A 20,769-nucleotide genomic window follows, 5' to 3' on the forward strand; every position below is an offset into this window, starting at 1 on the left:
TTATTCCGGCATAGCTCAGTTGGTAGAGCACCTGACTGTTAATCAGGTTGTCGACGGTTCGAGCCCGCCTGCCGGAGCTATGTCTGAGTGCTAACAACAATTGCCGTTAGCACTTTTAATTTATCGTCATTTTGCCGGCTTAGCTCAGCTGGTAGAGCATCGGTATCGTAAACCGAGGGTCACAGGTTCAAGTCCTGCAGCCGGCATAAATTTTTTATTCATTCTTAATGATGATTAAACCTTTGGCATAGCAAATAACGGGTGAATAGAATCTAATGGTGTGCTTGAATATGCACATACATACATGAAGACACAAGAATTTATTTCTTGTGTCTTTTTTTATATTGCAAGTTTTATGTTAAACTTGGATCAGTGTTACATTTCATAACATAGGTTATTGACGCTTATATCAATAACGAATAGAATGGTGTCATATCAAGGAGATATGCGTATGAGTGAAAAAGTACTGAGGAAATCTTTAGCGGTTCTGCCAATGGGAACGGTTATGAAGCTTACTTCCTTATCATCCAGACAAATAAGGTATTACGATGATCATGGTCTTGTTCATTCTAAACGAACATCAGGAAACCGACGTTTGTATTCATTAGATAATGTGGACCAAATTCTTGAGATTCACAACTATCTTATTGAAGGAATGACAATTGCTCAGGTTAAAAGAGTATTTGAGAAACAACGTCGTCGAAAACTTTTACATAGTGGTGATAAATCACTTAGTGATGAAGATGTCCGCGAATACTTGAAAGACGATATTTTAAAAGCTGGACGCTTGTATGATGATTCTGATTTAAAGCAACAGGGTAAGTATTTAAAATAAGGAGACTACTTATGGTACATGATTATACAAAAGACGACATTCGCCAAATGGTAAAAGATGAAGACGTCCGATTTATTCGACTAATGTTTACTGACTTGATGGGCAGCATCAAAAACGTTGAGGTACCCGTTAACCAACTAAACAAGGTTTTAGATGGTAAGATTATGTTTGATGGATCTTCAATTGATGGTTTCGTACGCATTGAGGAAAGTGATATGTACCTGATCCCTGATCTTTCAACGTGGATGGTCTTCCCATGGGGTGACGAACACGGTAAGGTTGCTCGTCTGACATGTAGTGTTCATACATCAGATGGCGAGGTGTTCGTTGGTGATCCAAGAAATAATTTAATGCGTGTTCTGGATGAAATGAAAGAAATGGGCTTTTCTAACTTTAACATTGGCCCAGAACCTGAATTCTTCTTGTTCAAAATGGACGATAAGGGTAATCCAACCACTGAATTGAATGATCACGGAAGTTACTTTGATTTGGCACCAATGGATTTGGCAGCCAATATTCGTCGTGATATGGTTCTTGAATTAGAAAATATGGGCTTTCGAGTTGAGGCTTCTCACCATGAAGTAGCATCTGGACAACATGAAATTGATTTTCAGTACGACAACGCCGTGGTTACGGCAGATCATATTCAAACCTTTAAGTTAGTTGTAAAAACAGTTGCTAGAAAGTATGGATTATACGCCACTTTCATGCCAAAGCCACTGAATGGTATCAATGGATCAGGGATGCACATCAACATGTCATTGTTTGATAAAGATGGTGACAACGTCTTTTATGATAAAGATGGTGACCTGGAATTATCACAAACGGCATACTACTTCTTAGGTGGACTTTTGAAGCACGCTAAAGCATTAACTGCTGTATGTAACCCAATCGTTAACTCCTACAAGCGACTAGTTCCTGGCTTTGAGGCACCGGTCTATGTGGCATGGTCGGCATCTAACCGTTCACCATTAGTTAGAGTTCCAGCTAGTCGTGGTCTTAGCACTCGCCTTGAACTTCGAAGTGTTGATCCTTCAGCTAACCCATACTTAGCAATTGCATCAATTCTTGAAGCTGGTTTAGATGGTATTAAAAACAAAATTGAACCAGGTGAACCAATTGACCGTAATATCTATCATATGGATGGCAAGGAACGAAAATTAGATCATATTGAAAACTTACCTTCCACCCTTCATAATGCGCTTAAAGCATATGAAGCTGATCCACTTATGAAGAAAGCCATGGGACCTCACATGTATCAAAATTACTTGGATGCAAAGAACATGGAATGGAATGCTTACAGACAAAACGTTTCTCAATGGGAACGCGACAGATACCTAGATATGCTATAAAAAAACACCAACAGAGCGTTGGTGTGATTAAGGAATTACTTTTTAAGCAGTTTAACAATTTCAGCTAGATATTGATCAGTAAGGCTCGGTTCTTGAGCCTTCTTTTCTTGCTTTTTTTGATTTTTATTAGTTAATTTGTTGATAAATTTGACCAATAAAAAGACGATGAAAGCAATCAGCAGGAAATTGATGACTGAGTTTAGAAATAAGCCATATTTTATCTTTGCTTTTCCAACGGTGATGGCAAGTGATGAAAGATCGATTTTTCCTAAGAACAGTCCAATAAACGGGTTAAAAATGTTATTAACCAATGAAGTCACGATCGAAGTGAAGGCAGACCCGATGATAATTCCGACGGCCATGTCAACCACATTCCCTCGTGATATAAATTCTTTAAATTCCTTGAACAATGTATTATCCACTTCCTTTTCCTTGATAATCACTATTCTAACAAACTTTTTGTCGAGATATGATTGTAAATGAAAATCAAGAATGGTATTATTTCTGATAATTGTTAAAAGATTGACAGGAGGAGATTTTATGAACGGACAAGGCGAGAAGAGTCTCGACCATGCGTTCTTTGGGCAACCAAAAGGGTTGCAAACACTGTTCTTCACTGAAATGTGGGAACGATTCAGTTACTACGGGATGCGTGCAATTCTTTTATACTACATGTATTTCTCAGTCGCCAAGGGTGGATTAGGATTTTCTCCAACCACTGCAGCTTCAGTTATGGCAATTTACGGTTCACTAGTATTTCTAACGTCGGTGTTAGGTGGTTATCTAAGTGATCGTGTCTGGGGTAGTCGAAAGACCGTTCTGTATGGTGGAATTTTAATTATGTTTGGGCACGTGGTACTGTCGTTACCATTTGGTGCCGGAGCGCTATTTATTTCCATTGTCTTAATCACCGTTGGTACTGGACTATTGAAGCCAAATGTTTCAGAAATGGTTGGTGCCTTATATGGTGAAAATGATCCAAGACGTGATACTGGATTTACCATTTTTGTTTTTGGGATTAACTTAGGGTCGTTCATCGCACCGATCTTAGTTGGGACCGTCGGAATGGACTTTAATTTCCATGCTGGTTTCTCACTTGCCGCTATCGGAATGTTCTTTGCTTTAATTTACTACTACTTCAGTGGTAAAAAGACTTTGAGTATCGATGGCTTATATCCAAGTGATCCCTTAGAACCAGATGATTTGAATCGTTTAGTTCTTGAAATTATTGGTGGCTTAGCTGTATTTGCCGTTATTATCGCGGGGATGTGGTACTTTAAAGTTTTGAGTATTGATAACTTTGTTTTGTTATTGAGTATTATCGCAATTTTAACCCCAATTATTTACTTCGTTGTTATTTTGAGAAGTAAGAAGGTTACTAAGACAGAACATTCACGGGTTCTTGCCTATATTCCATTATTTATCGCTGCTGCGGTATTCTGGGCCATTGAGGAACAGGGCTCCGTTGTTTTGGCTTTGTTTGCTGAAAATCAAACTAACAATAACCTTGGATTTTTGCATATTAATGCTACTTGGTATCAGTCACTTAACCCATTGTTCATTATGCTGTACACACCACTGTTCGCATTCTTATGGACATATCTGGCTAAAAGAAAAGAAGAGCCCAGCTCTCCAGTTAAGTTTACGTGGGGAATGTTTTTCGCTGGATTTTCGTACTTATTTATGATGATTCCAATTTTCCTATTTGGTTCATCAGCTAAAGTTAGCCCACTATGGCTAATTGGTAGTTGGGCCATTGTTGAAATTGCCGAAATGTTGATTTCACCAATTGGGCTTTCCGTTACCACCAAACTTGCTCCGAAAGCATTTGAATCACAGATGATGAGTATGTGGTTCTTAGCGGATGCTGCTGGTCAGGCGGTTAACTCACAAATCGTTAAGTTCTACACTCCGGGACACGAAATCGCGTACTTTGGAATCGTTGGACTTGTAGCCATCTTGTTTGGAATTGTCTTATTATTGATGATCAAACCAGTTAAAAAACTGATGGATGGAGTAAATTAAAATCACTATAATGAAAGGCGCTGTAAAGTTAGCGCCTTTTATTTTTTGAAAAAAAGTATTGACTAACATCATGATCCCGTGTAATATAATAAACGTTGATTCGTTACTACGAATTACTCATTTATTATGGAGGGGTAGCGAAGTCTGGCTAAACGCGGCGGACTGTAAATCCGCTCCTTCGGGTTCGGTGGTTCGAATCCACTCCCCTCCATTGATTCTTGGGCTATAGCCAAGTGGTAAGGCAACAGGTTTTGATCCTGTGATGCGCTGGTTCGAACCCAGCTAGCCCAATACTAATTATTGGTGTAAAATCGACTAACAAATGTTAGTCGATTTTTTTATGCCAAGGTAGGAGTAATTATGACAGTACCTGTTTATATTAAAATTCATGATGATATTAAGAGTAAGATCGAAGACGGAAGCTGGAAAGTGGGAACCCGGATTCCATCTGAAAGAAAACTATCCGAACAGTACGGAGTAAGTCGGATGACGTTCAGGCAAGCTGTTCAAGCGCTCGTTGAGGATGGAATATTAAAACGGATTGCCGGCTCAGGAACGTACGTTACTAACCAAAAGGTTCAAGAAAAAATGTCCGGAGTAACCAGCTTTACTAACATTATGCTGGCTCAAGGAAAAAAGCCATCCACCAAAACCTTGTCATATAAGATTGTTGAGCCCACCTTTAAGGAAGCCTCTGTCTTGGGGCTGAGTCAGGATGATCGGGTTTTGCGGATGAATCGGATTCGCTATGGGGACGACATTCCGATTTGCTATGAAGTGGCAGCTGTTAATGCATCGATGGTCGAAGGGTTAAGTGAAGAAGATGTTTCTAGTTCCCTGTATCGTTCTTTAGAGGACAAGAAGGGACTTCGTCCAAGAAGCGCGAAGCAATTTATTTCGGCGATTTTAGCGACTGATCGGATTGCTGATTTACTGGATATTGAGGTTAAGGCACCCATTCTTAAGCTAAAACAGATATCTTATCTTCAAAATCAGCAACCATTTGAGTTTGTTCAGGCTCAGTACGCTGCTGAGCGATTTGAGTTTTACCTAAATAAATAAAAAAGAGCCCTACTAACGAGGGCTCGTAAAGTTGGATGAGATCACTTCTCATCCTTTTTTTGTTTTCTAACTAAATTTAAAAATTCAGGAATGGCTAGCATTCGTTTAAAACGGGTGGGTTCTTTAAAAAGGCGATAGAGCCATTCGATGTGATGATTAATCCAGAACTTAGGAGCTCTCTTGACGTGTCCAGCTAAAACGTCAAAGCTGCCTCCAACCCCAATCCACAGCCCGTTATTTTTGGCTCGATATTTTGCTATGAATTCTTCTTGGCTAGGGAAACCGGTCGCAACAAAAATCATGTCAATGTCGTTGTTTTCAATGTTGTTAATGATGGGAGTGTCGTTTTTAAAATAACCGTCCTGCATCCCCACAATTTTTAAATGTGGATAGTTAACGGTTAAGACTTTTCGTAAATCAAATACGACATCGGGTTTGGCTCCCAGAAAATAAGCTGACTTGTTATTTTGGTTTCCCCAAGTTAACAGTGCTTTAAAAATGTCATAACCGGTGATTCGTTCTGGCATTGGGTCATTTAGCATTTTGGCGCCCTTGATAATGCCAATCCCATCTGGCACGACGTAAGTGGCGTCTTTTAAAACTTTTTGGTAGTGAGGATGACGATCAGCATAAACTACGATTTCTGGATTGGCGGTTACCACAAACGTGTTTTGGTGGTCGTCTATTTGGGATTCAATCACCTGCATAAATTCGGTGAAAGTCGCGTTAATAAAGGGAATAGAAGCGATGTTGGTGGTAGGGAATTTGTGCGTCATTTGTTAGCCTTCTTTTTGGGTATTATGTGATATAATGTGCAACGAGTAACAACAATAGTTTAGCCTGAAATGGCTAGAGGAGATTAAAGATGTCAACATTACAAAGTCCTAATAATTTAACTTTACACACTGACTATTATGAAATCAATATGATGGCAACTTATTTTGAAAAACATATGCAAAATCGTCATGCTGTATTTGAAGTTTTTTTTAGAGACATGCCCTTTGGAAATGGATATGCCGTCTTTGCAGGATTAAAACACATTATTGAATATATCAACAACCTTAACTTCACTGATGAGGACATTAAGTATTTAAAGTCAATTAGCGATTATTCCGATGAATTTTTAGATTATCTTCGTAACTTTAAGTTTACTGGGACAATTCGTTCTGCTGTTGAGGGTGATTTAGTTTATAACAACGAGCCCATTGTTCAAGTTGAAGGAACGATTGCGGAATGTCAATTAGTTGAGACCGCTATTTTGAACATGGTGAACTATCAGACTTTAATCGCTACTAAAGCGGCCCGAATTCGAATGGTGGCTGGAAATAATCCTTTAATGGAGTTTGGTAGTCGTCGAGCCCAAGAAGTTGATGCAGCACTGTGGGGAACCAGAGCGGCATACATTGGTGGGTTTAACGCGACTTCCAATGTGTTAGCCGGTAAGGAATTTGGCATTCCTGTCAGCGGAACGATGGCGCACTCTTTGATTGAATCATTTGGAAATGACTATGATGCATTTATGGCATACGCCCAAACTCATAAGAACTGTACTTTTCTGTTAGACACCTTTGATACCATTAAAAGTGGGGTCCCAAATGCAATTCGAGTTGCAAAAGAAATGGGCAACAAGATTAACTTTCAAGGTGTCAGAATTGATTCCGGTGATATGGCGTACTTATCAAAAAGAGTGAGGGAAATGCTGGATGAAGCTGGCTTTAAGGATGTTCAAATTGTGGCTTCCAACGACCTTGATGAATACACCATTAGTAGTTTGAAGATGCAAAATGCCAAAATCGACTCTTGGGGAGTTGGGACCAAGCTAATTACGGCTTTTGACCAACCCGCACTTGGTGCGGTTTACAAGTTGGTCTCGGTTGAAGATGAACAGGGTCACATGGTCGATACCATTAAACTTTCCAATAACGCCGAAAAGGTTTCCACTCCGGGTAAGAAGCAAGTTTGGCGGATTACTGAAAAAGACGACGGTAAGTCTGAGGGAGATTACATCACACTTGATGGTGAAGATCCACGTGAACAGTCTTCCGTGTACATGTTCCATCCGCATTTCACTTACATTAACAAGACTATTACCAATTTTAATGCTCAACCGCTCTTACAGGATATCTTTAAAGATGGAAAGCAGGTATATCAAATGCCGACGTTAGAGGCTACTAAACAGCATGCGACCGATTCTTTGAAGGCACTCTGGCCAGAGTACAAGCGTCAGTTAAATCCACAAGATTACCCAGTTGATCTTTCTAAGAAATTATGGGACCACAAGATGAGTTTGATTAATGAAATTCATAATGGGGTTGAGCAAAAATTAGAGTAGGTGAATAGTAATGGATGAGAAACAAAAACGACTGCAAAAACAGATTATTAGTGCTTTAAGGGTTCAACCAAAGATCGATCCTGAAACGGAGATTAGACGTAGTGTTGATTTTATCAAGGATTACGTTAAAAAGAATTCGTTTATTAAATCAGTAGTACTGGGAATCTCTGGTGGTCAAGATTCCACTTTGACGGGAAAATTAGCATCGATGGCAATGAATGAATTAAGGGAAGAAACGGGTGATACTGAATATCAGTTTATTGCGGTTCGTCTTCCTTATGGTGAACAAGCTGATGAATCGGACGCCATGGAAGCCATTGATTTTATGGATGCTGATCGGGTTGAACGCGTCAATATCAAGGATTCAGTCGATGCAATGGTAAAAGCGGTTGAAGCTAACGGTGATTCCGTTTCTGATTTTAATAAGGGCAACATTAAGGCTCGGACGCGGATGATTGCGCAGTTTACCATTGCTGGTGCCAATCAAGGAATTGTACTTGGCACTGATCATGCTGCCGAGGCAGTAACCGGTTTTTACACTAAATTTGGTGACGGAGCTTCTGATATTGTTCCAATTTGGCGACTGGATAAACGGCAGGGTCGTGCGCTTCTTGAGTACCTTGACGCACCTAAAAACCTTTACGAGAAAACCCCAACGGCGGATCTTGAAGATGATCGTCCAGCTCTTCCAGATGAAAAAGCACTTGGGGTTAGTTATAAAAATATTGATGACTTTTTAGAAGGCCAGGACATTAGTTCTAGTGCAGCTAATGTGATTGAAAATTGGTATTTGAAAACTCAACATAAGCGACACCTTCCCATTAATGTTTATGATACGTTTTGGAAATAAATTTGATTACAATAACTCCGTTAATTATTTAATGGAGTTTTTATTTGAAAGATTATGGTGAAAAAATGGAAAAAACTTTAATTGATCAAACTGCAAAAGCGTTACCACACATTTCGAAACGACAAATTCAACAAACCTTAGAAATGCTTGAGGATGGTAATACCGTTCCGTTTATTGCACGATACCGCAAAGAGAGAACCGGTAATTTGGATGAGGTTTCCATTCGGGAACTTGAGGATACTTACCAGCGTCTAGCAAAGCTGAGCCACCGAAAGGAAGAAGTGGTAAAAAAGATTGACGAAGAAGGCCAATTAACCAAGCAGTTAAAACAAGACATCTTAAATGCTGACAGTATTCAGATTGTGGAAGACTTGTATCTGCCATATAAGCAAAAACGAAAAACAAAGGCGATGGTTGCAAGGGAACAGGGATTAGAACCACTTGCAACTGCAATTTTAAAGTTTCAAAATGAGCCATTAAAACAACTGGCAAAGTCCTTTATAGATGATGATCACGACGTTAGTTCCGTTAATGACGCTTTAGATGGAGCCCGTGAAATCATTACGGATGCCATTGGAAACAACGCTAAGTTTCGGGAATGGATTCGAAACTATACCTTAAAAAACGCTATGCTGGCGGCAAAGGTTAAACCTAAAGGAAAGGTCAATGACGAAGGTGGCGTTTATGGTGATTACTACGATTTTAGTGAGCGAGCCAAAACGGTTCCGAGTTATCGGGTTTTAGCAATCAATCGTGGTGAAAAGGCAAAGGTATTGACCGTGAAACTAGATGTTGATGTTAATGCCATTATGCATTACATTGATTTTCATGTGGTTAGTAATCATAATGGTCCCGCAGTTGACTTTGTTAAAGACGCTTCAAAAGATGCTTATAAGCGCTTCATCGGTCCTGCCATCGAACGTGAAATTCGTTCCACTATGACTGAAGCCGCAGAAAATCATGCCATTGAAGTGTTTGGAAGAAATCTGTATCACCTGTTAATGCAGGCGCCAATCAAGGGTAAGGTGGTTCTTGGTTTTGACCCAGCGTACCGAACGGGATGCAAACTAGCGGTCATTGATGCAAACGGTAAATTCTTGGCAAAGGAAATTATTAAAGCCACTAAACCAGCGACAGAAGCACAGCAAGCGCGAGCTAAAGAACAGTTGATTGACCTGATTAAGAAGTATCACGTTCAAATGATTGCAATTGGTAACGGAACGGCATCACGCGAATCGGAACAATTTGTTGCTGATGCAATTAAATCAATTGATTATCCGGTTCATTACGTAATTGTTAGTGAAGCTGGGGCATCGGTATATTCTGCTAGTAATAATGCGCGAAAAGAGTTTCCTAACCTTCACGTTGAGGAACGTTCAGCCATTAGTATTGGAAGACGACTACAGGATCCACTTTCTGAGTTGATTAAGATTGACCCCAAAGCGGTTGGGGTTGGTCAGTACCAGCATGATGTCTCTGAAAGTAACCTTGATGCACAGTTGGATCGGGTGATTGAGACTGCCGTTAACCAAGTTGGGGTCAACTTGAACACCGCTAGTCCAAATTTACTTGAACACATCTCGGGATTAACTAAATCCACTTCACAAAATATTGTTGAATATCGGGATGAAAACGGTGCTTTTTCTAACCGTAATCAATTAAAAAAAGTTAAACGATTAGGACCAAAGGCTTTTGAACAATCAGTTGGATTTTTACGTATCATTAATGGCAAGAATCCATTGGACAATACTGATATTCACCCAGAAAGTTATCGTCAAGCTAAACAAATCTTGTCAGCAATGGGACTTACAATTGATAATTTTGGTTCTGATGAAGGTCGAAAAAAGCTTGAAAAAGCAAATGAAGTTGATTTATCACAATCACTATCAATTGATCAGCAGTTGGTCAAAGATATTTTAGCTAGTTTGAAAAATCCCGGACGTGACCAACGTGATACGATGCCGAAGCCGTTGCTTAAATCGGATGTCATGAAGATTGAAAACTTGAAATCGGGAATGAAATTACAGGGAACCGTTCGCAATGTTACTGATTTTGGTGCGTTTGTCGACATTGGAGTAAAACAGGATGGTCTCGTTCATATTTCAAAAATGAGTGATCGGTTTATATCGGATCCAGCAAAGCTTGTTTCTGTTGGTGACATTGTCGACGTGTGGGTGTTAAGTGTTGATTTAGATCGAAAACGAATTAAACTTTCCATGGTTGGTCCAGAATAGGAGCGAACTTATTTGCATGACGATGAACTACAGAAACTGGTGGAACAAATCTCGTTAGAGTCATTTGGGAAACCATTTAAGCACCGCGCATATTTTAATGGTCGATTGAAAACTACTGGTGGTAGATACCACCTTAAAGACCATAATATTGATATTAATCAGACGATGGCGAAGAGGATCTCTAGAGAAGAATTAGTGGGAATCATTAAACATGAACTCGTTCATTATCATCTTCATTTAGCAGGGTATTCCGCTAATCATCGTTCAAAAGAATTTAAGCAGTTGTTAAGAGCTGTAGATGGTAGTCGTTATGCTCCAATTTTGAAAGCACAATCAGCTTATCATTATCTTTATGAGTGTACTAAGTGTGGCCAATTATATCGACGAAAGCGACGGGTTAATATTTCACGTTTTGTATGTAGTAAGTGTCGTGGTAAGCTAAAACTAGTTAAGAAGGAGTGAAGTATCATGGAAAAAATTATTGTGAGAGTTCCAGCAACTTCTGGTAATGTTGGTAATGGCTATAATTCGGTTGGGCTCGCTCTTCATATGTATTACACGGTGATCGTTGAAGAAGAAACTGAGAAGTGGCGGGTCAATCATGCGTTTGGCGATTCAGTTCCTCACGATGACAAAAATTTGGTGGTTCAAACGATTTTAAAGGTTAACCCTAAAATCATGCCCCATCAACTAACGGTAATGTCAGATGTTCCACTGGAAAAGGGGCTTGGGTCTAGTACCACGGCGATTGCTGCGGGAATTAAAATTGCTAACAAGCTTGAAAATATGAACTTATCAGTTAATGACCAAATTAACATTGGTAGTCGAATGGAAGGACATCCTGACAACATTGCCTCAGCCATTCTGGGAGATATAACAATTTCTCACTATGAGGATGGAAAGACTGACGTTGTCAAAGCTCATATGCCCGATGAAATGCAAGCCTTGGTTTTCATTCGAAATGAGAAAATTACCCAACAGAGGGGAATGGAACGTTTCCCAAAGGAAATTACGTTTGGTCAAGAGGTACAGACTAGTAGCGCTTCGAACGTTTTTGTCGCTGCATTAATGCAAAATGATTGGAATAAAGCGGCCCGAATGATTGAAGCTGATAGTCTGGTTCGCACTGGACAGGGTAATGATTTTAAAGACTTCAAAGTAATTAAACAGACTGCTCATGAACTAGGAATCTACGGAACTTACATTAGTGGAGTGGGTTCATCGATTATCACGCTAGGAGATTATGACCAACTCACCAAGTTACAACAGAAGATTGAAAGTAACGATCAATTGGATGGAGTATGTAAGTTAGTTGACCTTGATAGGGATGGTGCCACGATTCGTGGTGAAGAATAATTAAAAAATTCATTGCGCTATCTCGTTAAATTTGCTATGATGTTTATTGTAGCAATGCGGCCATGGCGGAATTGGCAGACGCGCAAGATTAAGGATCTTGTCGGGATTTATCCCGGTGGAAGTTCGAGTCTTCTTGGCCGCATCATTTAATTCAAGAACACCATATCATTTTAAGATATGGTGTTCTTTTTAATTCTAAGTCTCTTTTGTTGACATTAAGTTGTGCACGATTAATCTAAGAAGTGAACGATTAATTAACAAGGATGGTGTGATAATTATGTCAGATAAATTAACAACCGAAGCTGGTCAACCGTGGGCTAATAACGAACATTCTCAAACAGCTGGTGTTCGTGGTCCTGTTTTGATGCAGGATTATCAATTACTAGAAAAGTTAGCTCATTTTAATCGTGAGAGGATTCCAGAGCGAGTCGTTCATGCTAAAGGTGCTGGTGCCAAGGGCGTTTTTAAACTTACACATGACATGAGTAAGTACACTAAAGCTGATTTATTCAATGGTGTGGGCAAAGAAACCCCAATGACCATTAGAATCTCGCAGGTTGCGGGTGAAGCTGGTTATCCTGACACCGTTCGTGATGTTCGTGGATTTGCGTTGAAATTCTACACGCAAGAAGGCAATTACGACATTGTTGGTAATAATACTCCGGTGTTCTTTGTTAACGATCCGCTTAAGTTTCCTGACTTTATTCATTCCCAGAAGCGTGATCCTAAGACTCATTTACGTTCACAAGAGATGCAGTGGGATTTTTGGTCTCATTCACCAGAATCGGTTCACCAGGTCACCTACCTGATGGGTGATCGTGGTAATCCGGCTAGTTATCGAACAATGAATGGTTATGGAAGTCACACGTATAAGTGGGTTAATAAAGAAGGGACTCCATTTTGGGTTAAGTATCACTTCATTAGTCAACAAGGGGTTAAGAACATGACTAATGAACAAGCTTCAAAAGCAGCAACTGAAGATACCGATTATTTAATTCATGATTTATACGATGCAATTGAACAAAAGAACTATCCAACATGGAAAGTTTATGTTCAGATTATCCCTTATCAAGCAGGAATTGATTACAAACCAGATATTTTTGATGTAACTAAGGTGGTTTCTCATAAGGATTACCCACTACAAGAAGTTGGGGAATTTACCTTAAACCAAAATCCAACTAACTATTTTGACGATGTGGAAGAATTAGCTTTCTCACCCGCTAACCTGGTTCCTGGGATTGAAGCAAGTCCTGATAAGTTACTTCAAGGACGGTTGTTTGCGTATAAGGACGCGGAAAGATATCGTCTAGGAGCTAATTATGAACAATTAAAGGTCAACCGTCCCTTAGACAAGGTTGAAAATTACGAACGTGATGGTCAAATGGCACAAGGACAAGACGGATCGGTCAACTATGAACCAAACGGTAAGGGAGGACCAGTTGAAGATCTGAGTGCTTCAATCAGTCCCGATAAAGTGGAAGGTGAAACCGGAGCTTTTAAACCATATGACACTGACTACTATAGTGCAGCCGGAAAGTTGTATCATGTAATGAAACCGGAGGAACGTGATCGCCTGATTAATACGATCAAAGAAACGCTTGGTTCCGTTGATAATCATGAGATCCAAATCCTAGAAACCAGACAATTTTATAAGGCTGACCCAGAGTATGGGACTCGAGTAACAAAGGCTCTTGGTCTTGATTTAAATGAAATTAGATAAAAGATCCCATAAATAAAAATAGACTTGCAAGATAGGTTATTAGCCCTATTCTTACAAGTCTATTTTAATATGCTGGTGCCGTTGAGTTTGGATCGGTGGTACTCCCTGATGAATCATTGGTAGCAGTATTGTTGTTGGATGGATCACCATTACTAGGGGAATTGGTTTCTTGTTGTTTAGGAGTTAAACCCTTAGCTTGCGGTAAATTCAAGGTGGTTCGAATATGGTTTGAGACGTTCATCAATTCGTCTGGTTGGGCGACTTGATAACTGACTCCGTTAATCATTGCTTCATTCCCCTGAAGGGTCTCAGACTTGATGTGATGAGTGGCTGGACCATACTTAGATCTAATGGCAATCATGTCATCAAAGGATAAATCGGTTTTGAGGTTTCCATTTAATGATTCAAGAATTTGTTGGTACCTGGGAATGGAAGAAATTCCCATTCCTTTCATCACTAATTTTTCTAAGACTTGCCGTTGTCGCTGTTGGCGACCGTAGTCACCTTTCGGGTCATCATCCCTCATTCGAGAATAATCAAGGGCTTGATCACCATCTAGATGGGTCATTTTGCCCTTAACTACATTGGTATTCCCATACTTAAACGTCAATGGTGGCTTCACTTCGACACCCCCAACGGAATCAACCATCTGTTTTAAACCACCCATGTTAACGATCGCAAAGTAGTCGATGGGAACGTTTAAGAGATGCTGGACAGTTGAAATGGCAGTCTTTGGACCACCGATGGTGTAAGCAGCGTTGATTTTTTCGTATGGCTGTGAGTCACCGTCGACCACGACTTTGGTATCGCGGGGGATACTGGTTAAGTAAGTGGTCTGCTTTTGCGGGTTAACGGTAGCGACGATAATGGTGTCGGTGCGGCCAACGTCGTGTCTACCAAGGGCGCCCGTGTCGGTTCCCATTAGTAAGATTGAAAACGGTTTTCGTTTCTTTAGAAGATTTGAGACGTTTCTTGATTTTCCAATTCCATCGTCTTGAAACGTTCCTCCAAAGGAATGACGAGCCTGGGTGTAAGCACGGAAACCAAAAGCAAGGGCAATGATGACAATCAATAAGATGATACCCATAAAAGTCCAGGCAACTGGATGGTGCGGCTCGTTATCATAGTCAACGGCTGGCTCTGACTTTGGTTCGGAAAAATGTGGATTACCAGCTCGCCGGCTATATTCGCGATTGTCGTCATTATTATTATCGTAGTTTGACATTATTATTCCCCGCTTATTTATTAATACTGCCCCAAATTATATAGCAGTTATGGCAGCTAACGCTAGTTATTTCTCAACTTTTTAGTAGATTTTAATATAACCGTATTATTCTTATTGGGGCAATTTCTAGTGGTGTAAAATCGTGTGGTACAATAACTTAAGTAAAACTTACAAGAATAGGATGATCAAATGGGTATTTTTTTTAAGAGTATATCAGGGATATTAATTGTACTGATCATGATCGTGCTCGGTTTTGTTTTAGCTAAACGTCACTGGTTTAATGATGATTCAACTAACTTAATTGTTAAACTGGTTATTGACGTAGCCTTGCCGTGTTACATGATCTATACGATTGGTCGCGATTTTACGACCGACACGTTACTTTCAACGTTGCCAGACTTAAGATTTCCGGTCGTTAGTATGTTAATCATGTTTGGGATTTCGGTGGCAATTGCCCGGGTGATTCGAATTAAAAAGTATCATCGGGGGGTGTTTGAATCGATGTTTTTAAATTCAAACACTGTCTTTGTCGGATTGCCAGTTAATATGGCTCTGTTTGGGGCCAAAAGTTTACCGTACGTGTTAGTTTACTACATGGCTAATACGACCTTTTTTTGGACCATTGGTGTTTACTTAATCCAACGTGATGGGGACGCTAATTCCAAGTTTGACTGGAAAAAGACCGTGAGTAAAATTTTGTCACCACCATTGCTGGGATTTATCTTTGGGGTGATTTTAGTTTTACTGCGAATTAAAATTCCCAACTTTTTAATGAGTGATTTCCAATATATTGGTGGGTTAACCATCCCACTTTCAATGATGTTCATTGGAATTTCGATGGCAAATATCAACTTTAACAAATTTGACTTTAGTTCTTCTAATTGGGGAATTTTACTGGGTCGATTCGTGATTTCACCAATTTTAATGGCACTGTTGGTTATTCCAACTGGGATGCCAGTTTTGATGAAACAAGTCTTCATTATGCAGGCTGCCATGCCGGTTATGACTAATGCACCAGTGGTAGCCAGAAAGTATGGTGCGGATGCAGATTATGCTTCACTGATGGTCGCTGAAACCACGATCATCAGTTTAATTGTTTTGCCCATTTTAATGGTGATTGTGCAACAAATCCGTTAAGACGAGTCAATTGAAAAATAGACAAGTAAAGAATGGGAGTAGTAGCTTAAAGTGAAAAAATCAGTGATTTATGTGTTAATTTCGACGTTAATGTTTAGTTCGATGGAGATTGCCCTAAAGGTGGCAGGAAGTGAGTTTAATCCAATTCAGTTGAATTTACTTCGTTTCTTCATTGGTGGGATTGTCTTGTTACCCTTTGCGTGGTATGAATTACATAAACGACGACGCAAAATCAACTTAAAGGATTGGAAGACGTTTGCGTTTACTGGTTTTGCGTGTGTGGTAATTAGTATGACGCTGTACCAGTTAGCGATTGTGTATGATAAGCCAGCCATTGTGGCCGTCCTGTTTAGTTGTAATCCGGTCTTTGCCGTAATCTTTGCATATTTCATTTTGCATGAGCGAATTGGACGGGCCAACTTAATCTCATTAATCATTTCGGTCATTGGCTTAATTGTGATTGTTAATCCATTTAACTTAACTAACCCAGTTGGAATTATTTTGTCACTCTTATCGGCTGTTACTTTCGGCTTTTACAGTATTTTGTCGCAGTATTGCTCGGTTAAACGAGAATTAGATGGAGTGACCATCACTTGTTTCACTTTTATTGCTGGTTCTTTGGAGTTATTTGTTTTATCATTGATTACCAATATCCCGTTTGTTTCAAGTGGGATGAAATCGGTGGGATGGTTGAGTCAATTTGCATCCATTCCGATCTTAAAGGACGTTAATTTACAAAATTTCTGGATTTTATTCTTTATCGGAGTCTGTGTAACCGGCGGCGGTTTTGCGTTTTATTTTTTAGCAATGCAAGAATCAGGGGTCTCAATTGCGTCCTTGGTATTCTTTATTAAACCTGGTTTAGCTCCAGTCTTAGCAATGATTTTTGTGGGTGAAAAGATTAATCTGCCTACCATTGTAGGAATTGTGATTATCCTGATTGGTTCGGTGGTTACGTTTGTAGGTGAGCGTTATAAAGAGACCGATTCAACCATGTTAGACGATCAGACGATTGAAGAAGGTAAATAAATTTAGTTTATTGAGGCGGTTGTATGAGTAAGTTAGTAATTATGAGACATGGTGAAAGTGTCGCAAATCACACTAATACCTTTACTGGATGGAGTGATGTTCCACTGACTAAGAAGGGCGTAGAAGAGGCAATTAAGGCCGGCAAACGCTTAGGTCAGACCGGGATTCAGTTTGGTGATGTTCATACATCAGTCTTAAAACGGGCGATTGTCACCGCTGACATTGTTTTGGACGTGATCAACCAGGATTTTATTCCTGAACATAAGACGTGGCGCTTAAATGAGCGACACTATGGTGCTCTTAGGGGTCAAAATAAAGAGGAAGTTAGAAAGCGGGTCGGAGACGAACAGTTTATGAAGTGGCGCAGGAGTTTTTACGCTGTTCCCCCTAAATTAGATCAGGTGTTCCCGATTCGAAAATATCGGCGCTTAGGTGTAATTGAGCCACCAGCAGAGAGCCTTAAAATGGCTTATGACCGGATGATTCCGTACTGGCAGGATTCGATTGCCCCCAAATTGTTGGATGGTAAAAATCAATTGATAGTTGCTCACGGAAGCACACTGCGAGCTTTAATTAAATATTTAGAAAATATCAGTGATAAAGGAATTGATGGCGTGGAAGTTAAAAACGGGAAGCCGATCATTTATACCTTTGACCCAGATTTAGATATTTTAGATAAGACCTACCTTAAATAACAAAAGGACGAAAACTCAATCAAAGTTTTCGTCCTTTTGTTATTTAGATTTTGATGATAGTTGCGTAGTTATTTTTGGGTCGGTTAAATCATTAGCGAGCTTCAATTGTTTCCGGTCCGTCGGGATGTTCTACGATAATGGTATTTACGATGTTCAAGAACAGCCCATGTTCCACAATTCCTGTCATACTATCAAGTTTTTTGCCCAGTTGAACGGGAGTCGTGATTTCAGGTAAGCCTAAGTCAATAATGTAGTCACCAGAATCGGTTGTTAATTTTCCTCCATTCGTGCTTTGACGAAATTTCGGATGAAGTCCCATCCGATTAAGCCGACGATAGAGTTGGCCACTGCCATAAGGGATTACTTCAAGTGGAAGTGGAAAATTGAGTTTTTTAACCATCTTACTTTCGTCAACAATCCACATGTTGCGATCAGAATTAATGGCAACGATTTTTTCCATCAGGTGAGCGGCTCCACCGCCTTTAATTCCCTGAAAATTTTTGTCAATTTGATCGGCCCCATCAATGGTTAAATCAATGTGATCGACTTCGTCAACATCCTTAGTAGTGATGCCTAAACTTTCCGCGTGACGCTTAGTTTTACTGGAGGTTGGCACACCGATAATATTTAGATGTTCATTTTTGATGCGCTCTCCCAGTGCGTCTACCATGTACTTGATGGTGGTACCAGACCCAAGACCTAAGACCATCCCATCCTTAACGTGCTTAACAGCTTCTTTTCCAACGTGTTTCTTTAATTCTCGCTGATCTGCTGAATTCATTTGATTGTTCCCCTTCAAATTAAGTCGTTACTTTTAGTAACTTGACCACTATTATTAATTTTCAATGGTCTTTATGATTTTGTCAAGCAATGTCAAAATTTAAGAAATACTGGTAAAATAATAGTAGGAATTTTTGAGAATAAAGAGGTATTAGAAGATGCAAAGAGGCTTTGAGATTGTTTCAAAATATCAGAATGACGGCTTGACTTTGCCAAAACGAGCAACTGAAAAGGCTGCCGGATATGACTTTGCCAGTGCCGTTGACATGGTTATTCCGTCAATCTGGAAAACTGGTTTAATTCGGTCATTTGGTATCATTAAGGCTAGAAGAAAGTTAGATCAACAAGATATCATGGATTCAGAGAATGCTTTAAAGCCCTTTTTGGTTCCAACGGGAATTAAGGCTTACATGCAGCCAAATGAAGTGTTGATAATCGCGAATCGCTCAAGTAATCCTTTGAAACGAAACTTAGTAATTCCGAATGGGATCGGTGTTATTGACGCTGATTATTACAATAATGAAAGTAATGAGGGTGAAATTTTTGTCCAGATTCTAAACTTTGGAATCGTCGACCGTAAGATTAAAAAAGGTGATCGAATTGGACAAGGAATCTTTATGCCTTATTTACTTGCGGATCAAGATGAGGGACCAAAGCTGACTCGAAATGGGGGATTTGGTTCTTCTGGCAAATAGTTAGGAAATGATTTAATGGCTAAAGCAAAAACGCAATATGTTTGTTCCAACTGTGGATATATATCACCACGATATCTAGGTCGTTGTCCTAACTGTGGTGAATGGAACACGATGGTTGAACAAACGGTCCAAAAAAATGATACCAAAAAGGCGAACGTGAGTCGGGTTTCACTGAGTGGGACTAAGTCGCGACCCCAGCTAATTAGACAAGTTAGCGCTGAAAGTGCTCCGAGGATTCAGGTTGATTCAAATGAACTGAATCGGGTGCTTGGCGGAGGCGTGGTTCCAGGTTCACTGGTCCTAATCGGTGGTGATCCGGGGATTGGTAAGTCAACGTTACTTCTCCAAGTCTCCGGTCAATTAGCAGCCTCAGGACAAAAGGTACTGTACGTCTCAGGAGAAGAGAGTGCCGATCAAATTAAGATGAGAGCTGATCGCCTCAATGTTTCTGAAAAAGGGAACTTATACCTTTATCCGGAAACGGATATGACTTCAATCAGGAAGGCAATTGAAGAAGTGAAGCCGGACACCGTTATCATTGACTCCGTTCAAACCATGCAAGAAGATGAGATCCCGTCTGCGATTGGGTCCGTTACGCAGGTTCGAGGCGTTACCTCGGATTTAATGAACATCGCAAAAACCAATGGTATCACCATTTTCTTGGTGGGGCACGTTACTAAGGGTGGTACGCTTGCCGGCCCAAAGACTTTAGAGCACATGGTTGACACCGTTCTTTATTTTGAAGGGGACAAACATCATTCTTATCGATTACTACGCGCCGTTAAAAACCGATTTGGATCTACGAATGAGCTCGGAATTTTTCAAATGGATGAAGATGGGCTAAAAGAAGTCAAGAATCCATCTGAGATTTTTTTAGAGGAGCGTTTGAAGAACGCTACCGGATCAGCAATTGTGGTAGCAATGGAAGGAACTCGTCCGATTCTGGTTGAACTTCAAGCCTTAATTGTTCCCTCGGTTTTTGGGAATGCGCAAAGAACTGCGTCTGGACTGGATCGAAATCGTGTTTCACTGATTATGGCGGTTCTTGAGAAACGGGCTGGATTGATGTTACAAAACCAGGATGCTTATTTAAAAGCTGCTGGTGGGGTCAAACTTAATGAACCGGCCATTGATTTGGCAATGGCAATTAGCATTGCGTCAAGTTATGAGAATATTGGAACCGATCCAAAAGAGTGTTACATTGGTGAACTTGGTTTGACTGGTGAGATTAGAAGGGTCAATCGAATTGAGCAACGCGTTATTGAGGCCCAGAAACTAGGCTTTAAGCGCGTATTGGTTCCTAAATATAATCTAAAGGGATGGACCCCACCTAAAAATATTCAGGTCATAGGAGTTTCAACCATTACCGAAGCTCTCAAAACAGCATTAAAAAAGTAAAATATTTTCATTTCAATTGGTCTAGTTCATAATGAACTGAAGGG

19 protein-coding genes and 5 tRNA genes are annotated in these 20,769 nt (G+C 40.0%); 20 read left to right on the forward strand and 4 right to left on the reverse strand.

Features of this window, described 5'->3' with window-relative positions:
- Window positions 1-4 precede the first annotated feature (4 nt).
- The 4 genes from AC6UD1_RS03295 (at window position 5) to glnA (ending at window position 2,187) form a co-directional block, all read left to right on the forward strand.
- Window positions 5-77, forward strand: a tRNA-Asn gene (locus AC6UD1_RS03295).
- A 56-nt stretch (window positions 78-133) separates the two neighbouring features.
- A tRNA-Thr gene (locus AC6UD1_RS03300) sits at window positions 134-206 on the forward strand.
- A 245-nt stretch (window positions 207-451) separates the two neighbouring features.
- Entirely contained in the window at window positions 452-835 is a 384-nt protein-coding gene (locus tag AC6UD1_RS03305; RefSeq protein ID WP_500694500.1) for a MerR family transcriptional regulator, read from the forward strand.
- Between the two features lie 11 nt (window positions 836-846).
- Entirely contained in the window at window positions 847-2,187 is a 1,341-nt protein-coding gene (gene glnA / locus AC6UD1_RS03310; protein ID WP_500694499.1) for a type I glutamate--ammonia ligase, read from the forward strand.
- A 35-nt stretch (window positions 2,188-2,222) separates the two neighbouring features.
- Here glnA and mscL read toward each other — a convergent pair whose 3' ends face one another.
- Complete coding sequence (gene mscL, locus AC6UD1_RS03315; protein ID WP_500694498.1) at window positions 2,223-2,597, reverse strand: large-conductance mechanosensitive channel protein MscL; 375 nt, start codon at window positions 2,595-2,597, stop codon at window positions 2,223-2,225.
- A 130-nt stretch (window positions 2,598-2,727) separates the two neighbouring features.
- On the opposite strand from mscL, the gene AC6UD1_RS03320 reads away from it, so the two are divergent.
- From AC6UD1_RS03320 to AC6UD1_RS03335, 4 genes are all read left to right on the forward strand, one after another.
- Entirely contained in the window at window positions 2,728-4,212 is a 1,485-nt protein-coding gene (locus AC6UD1_RS03320; protein WP_500694497.1) for a peptide MFS transporter, read from the forward strand.
- A gap of 128 nt (window positions 4,213-4,340) precedes the next feature.
- Window positions 4,341-4,423, forward strand: a tRNA-Tyr gene (locus tag AC6UD1_RS03325).
- Between the two features lie 8 nt (window positions 4,424-4,431).
- Window positions 4,432-4,503 (forward strand) — tRNA-Gln (locus tag AC6UD1_RS03330).
- Between the two features lie 69 nt (window positions 4,504-4,572).
- On the forward strand, window positions 4,573-5,274 hold the full coding sequence (locus AC6UD1_RS03335; RefSeq protein ID WP_500694496.1) for a GntR family transcriptional regulator: 702 nt from the start codon (window positions 4,573-4,575) through the stop codon (window positions 5,272-5,274).
- A 41-nt stretch (window positions 5,275-5,315) separates the two neighbouring features.
- On the opposite strand, the gene AC6UD1_RS03340 is transcribed toward AC6UD1_RS03335, so the two are convergent.
- Window positions 5,316-6,050 carry a WecB/TagA/CpsF family glycosyltransferase gene (locus AC6UD1_RS03340; protein ID WP_500707300.1) on the reverse strand — a complete coding sequence of 245 codons (735 nt, stop codon included), beginning with the start codon at window positions 6,048-6,050 and terminating at the stop codon, window positions 5,316-5,318.
- Window positions 6,051-6,139: 89 nt separating this feature from the next.
- On the opposite strand from AC6UD1_RS03340, the gene AC6UD1_RS03345 reads away from it, so the two are divergent.
- The 7 genes from AC6UD1_RS03345 (at window position 6,140) to AC6UD1_RS03375 (ending at window position 13,766) form a co-directional block, all read left to right on the forward strand.
- Window positions 6,140-7,606: a nicotinate phosphoribosyltransferase gene (locus tag AC6UD1_RS03345; protein ID WP_500707301.1), complete on the forward strand. Its 1,467-nt coding sequence runs from the start codon at window positions 6,140-6,142 to the stop codon at window positions 7,604-7,606.
- Window positions 7,607-7,616: 10 nt separating this feature from the next.
- A complete protein-coding gene (gene nadE / locus AC6UD1_RS03350; RefSeq protein WP_500707302.1) occupies window positions 7,617-8,456 on the forward strand; it encodes an NAD(+) synthase in 840 nt (279 codons plus the stop codon).
- 65 nt (window positions 8,457-8,521) lie between these two features.
- Window positions 8,522-10,690: a Tex family protein gene (locus AC6UD1_RS03355; protein WP_500707387.1), complete on the forward strand. Its 2,169-nt coding sequence runs from the start codon at window positions 8,522-8,524 to the stop codon at window positions 10,688-10,690.
- Window positions 10,691-10,702: 12 nt separating this feature from the next.
- Window positions 10,703-11,152, forward strand: coding sequence for a SprT family protein (locus AC6UD1_RS03360; RefSeq protein WP_500707303.1), 450 nt, complete (start codon window positions 10,703-10,705; stop codon window positions 11,150-11,152).
- Between the two features lie 6 nt (window positions 11,153-11,158).
- A complete protein-coding gene (thrB, locus tag AC6UD1_RS03365) occupies window positions 11,159-12,046 on the forward strand; it encodes a homoserine kinase (RefSeq protein ID WP_500696162.1) in 888 nt (295 codons plus the stop codon).
- A 56-nt stretch (window positions 12,047-12,102) separates the two neighbouring features.
- Window positions 12,103-12,188, forward strand: a tRNA-Leu gene (locus AC6UD1_RS03370).
- Between the two features lie 135 nt (window positions 12,189-12,323).
- Window positions 12,324-13,766 carry a catalase gene (locus tag AC6UD1_RS03375; RefSeq protein WP_500696788.1) on the forward strand — a complete coding sequence of 481 codons (1,443 nt, stop codon included), beginning with the start codon at window positions 12,324-12,326 and terminating at the stop codon, window positions 13,764-13,766.
- Window positions 13,767-13,830: 64 nt separating this feature from the next.
- On the opposite strand, the gene AC6UD1_RS03380 is transcribed toward AC6UD1_RS03375, so the two are convergent.
- Entirely contained in the window at window positions 13,831-14,991 is a 1,161-nt protein-coding gene (locus tag AC6UD1_RS03380) for an LCP family protein (protein ID WP_500707304.1), read from the reverse strand.
- A gap of 189 nt (window positions 14,992-15,180) precedes the next feature.
- On the opposite strand from AC6UD1_RS03380, the gene AC6UD1_RS03385 reads away from it, so the two are divergent.
- Genes AC6UD1_RS03385 through AC6UD1_RS03395 form a run of 3 tightly spaced genes read left to right on the forward strand, consistent with a single transcriptional unit; the run spans window position 15,181 to window position 17,852 of the window.
- Window positions 15,181-16,128, forward strand: coding sequence for an AEC family transporter (locus tag AC6UD1_RS03385; RefSeq protein WP_500696159.1), 948 nt, complete (start codon window positions 15,181-15,183; stop codon window positions 16,126-16,128).
- Window positions 16,129-16,179: 51 nt separating this feature from the next.
- Entirely contained in the window at window positions 16,180-17,157 is a 978-nt protein-coding gene (locus AC6UD1_RS03390; protein ID WP_500699881.1) for a DMT family transporter, read from the forward strand.
- 23 nt (window positions 17,158-17,180) lie between these two features.
- Window positions 17,181-17,852 carry a 2,3-bisphosphoglycerate-dependent phosphoglycerate mutase gene (locus AC6UD1_RS03395; protein WP_500696157.1) on the forward strand — a complete coding sequence of 224 codons (672 nt, stop codon included), beginning with the start codon at window positions 17,181-17,183 and terminating at the stop codon, window positions 17,850-17,852.
- Between the two features lie 91 nt (window positions 17,853-17,943).
- On the opposite strand, the gene rpiA is transcribed toward AC6UD1_RS03395, so the two are convergent.
- Entirely contained in the window at window positions 17,944-18,633 is a 690-nt protein-coding gene (gene rpiA / locus AC6UD1_RS03400) for a ribose-5-phosphate isomerase RpiA (protein WP_500694485.1), read from the reverse strand.
- Window positions 18,634-18,790: 157 nt separating this feature from the next.
- On the opposite strand from rpiA, the gene AC6UD1_RS03405 reads away from it, so the two are divergent.
- On the forward strand, window positions 18,791-19,327 hold the full coding sequence (locus tag AC6UD1_RS03405) for a dCTP deaminase/dUTPase family protein (protein WP_500699879.1): 537 nt from the start codon (window positions 18,791-18,793) through the stop codon (window positions 19,325-19,327).
- Window positions 19,328-19,342: 15 nt separating this feature from the next.
- Window positions 19,343-20,725, forward strand: a complete 1,383-nt coding sequence (radA, locus tag AC6UD1_RS03410; RefSeq protein ID WP_500707305.1) for a DNA repair protein RadA — start codon at window positions 19,343-19,345, stop codon at window positions 20,723-20,725.
- The last annotated feature ends 44 nt before the right edge of the window (window positions 20,726-20,769 follow it).

This window comes from Fructilactobacillus sp. X8R1C1 (genome assembly GCF_059900945.1).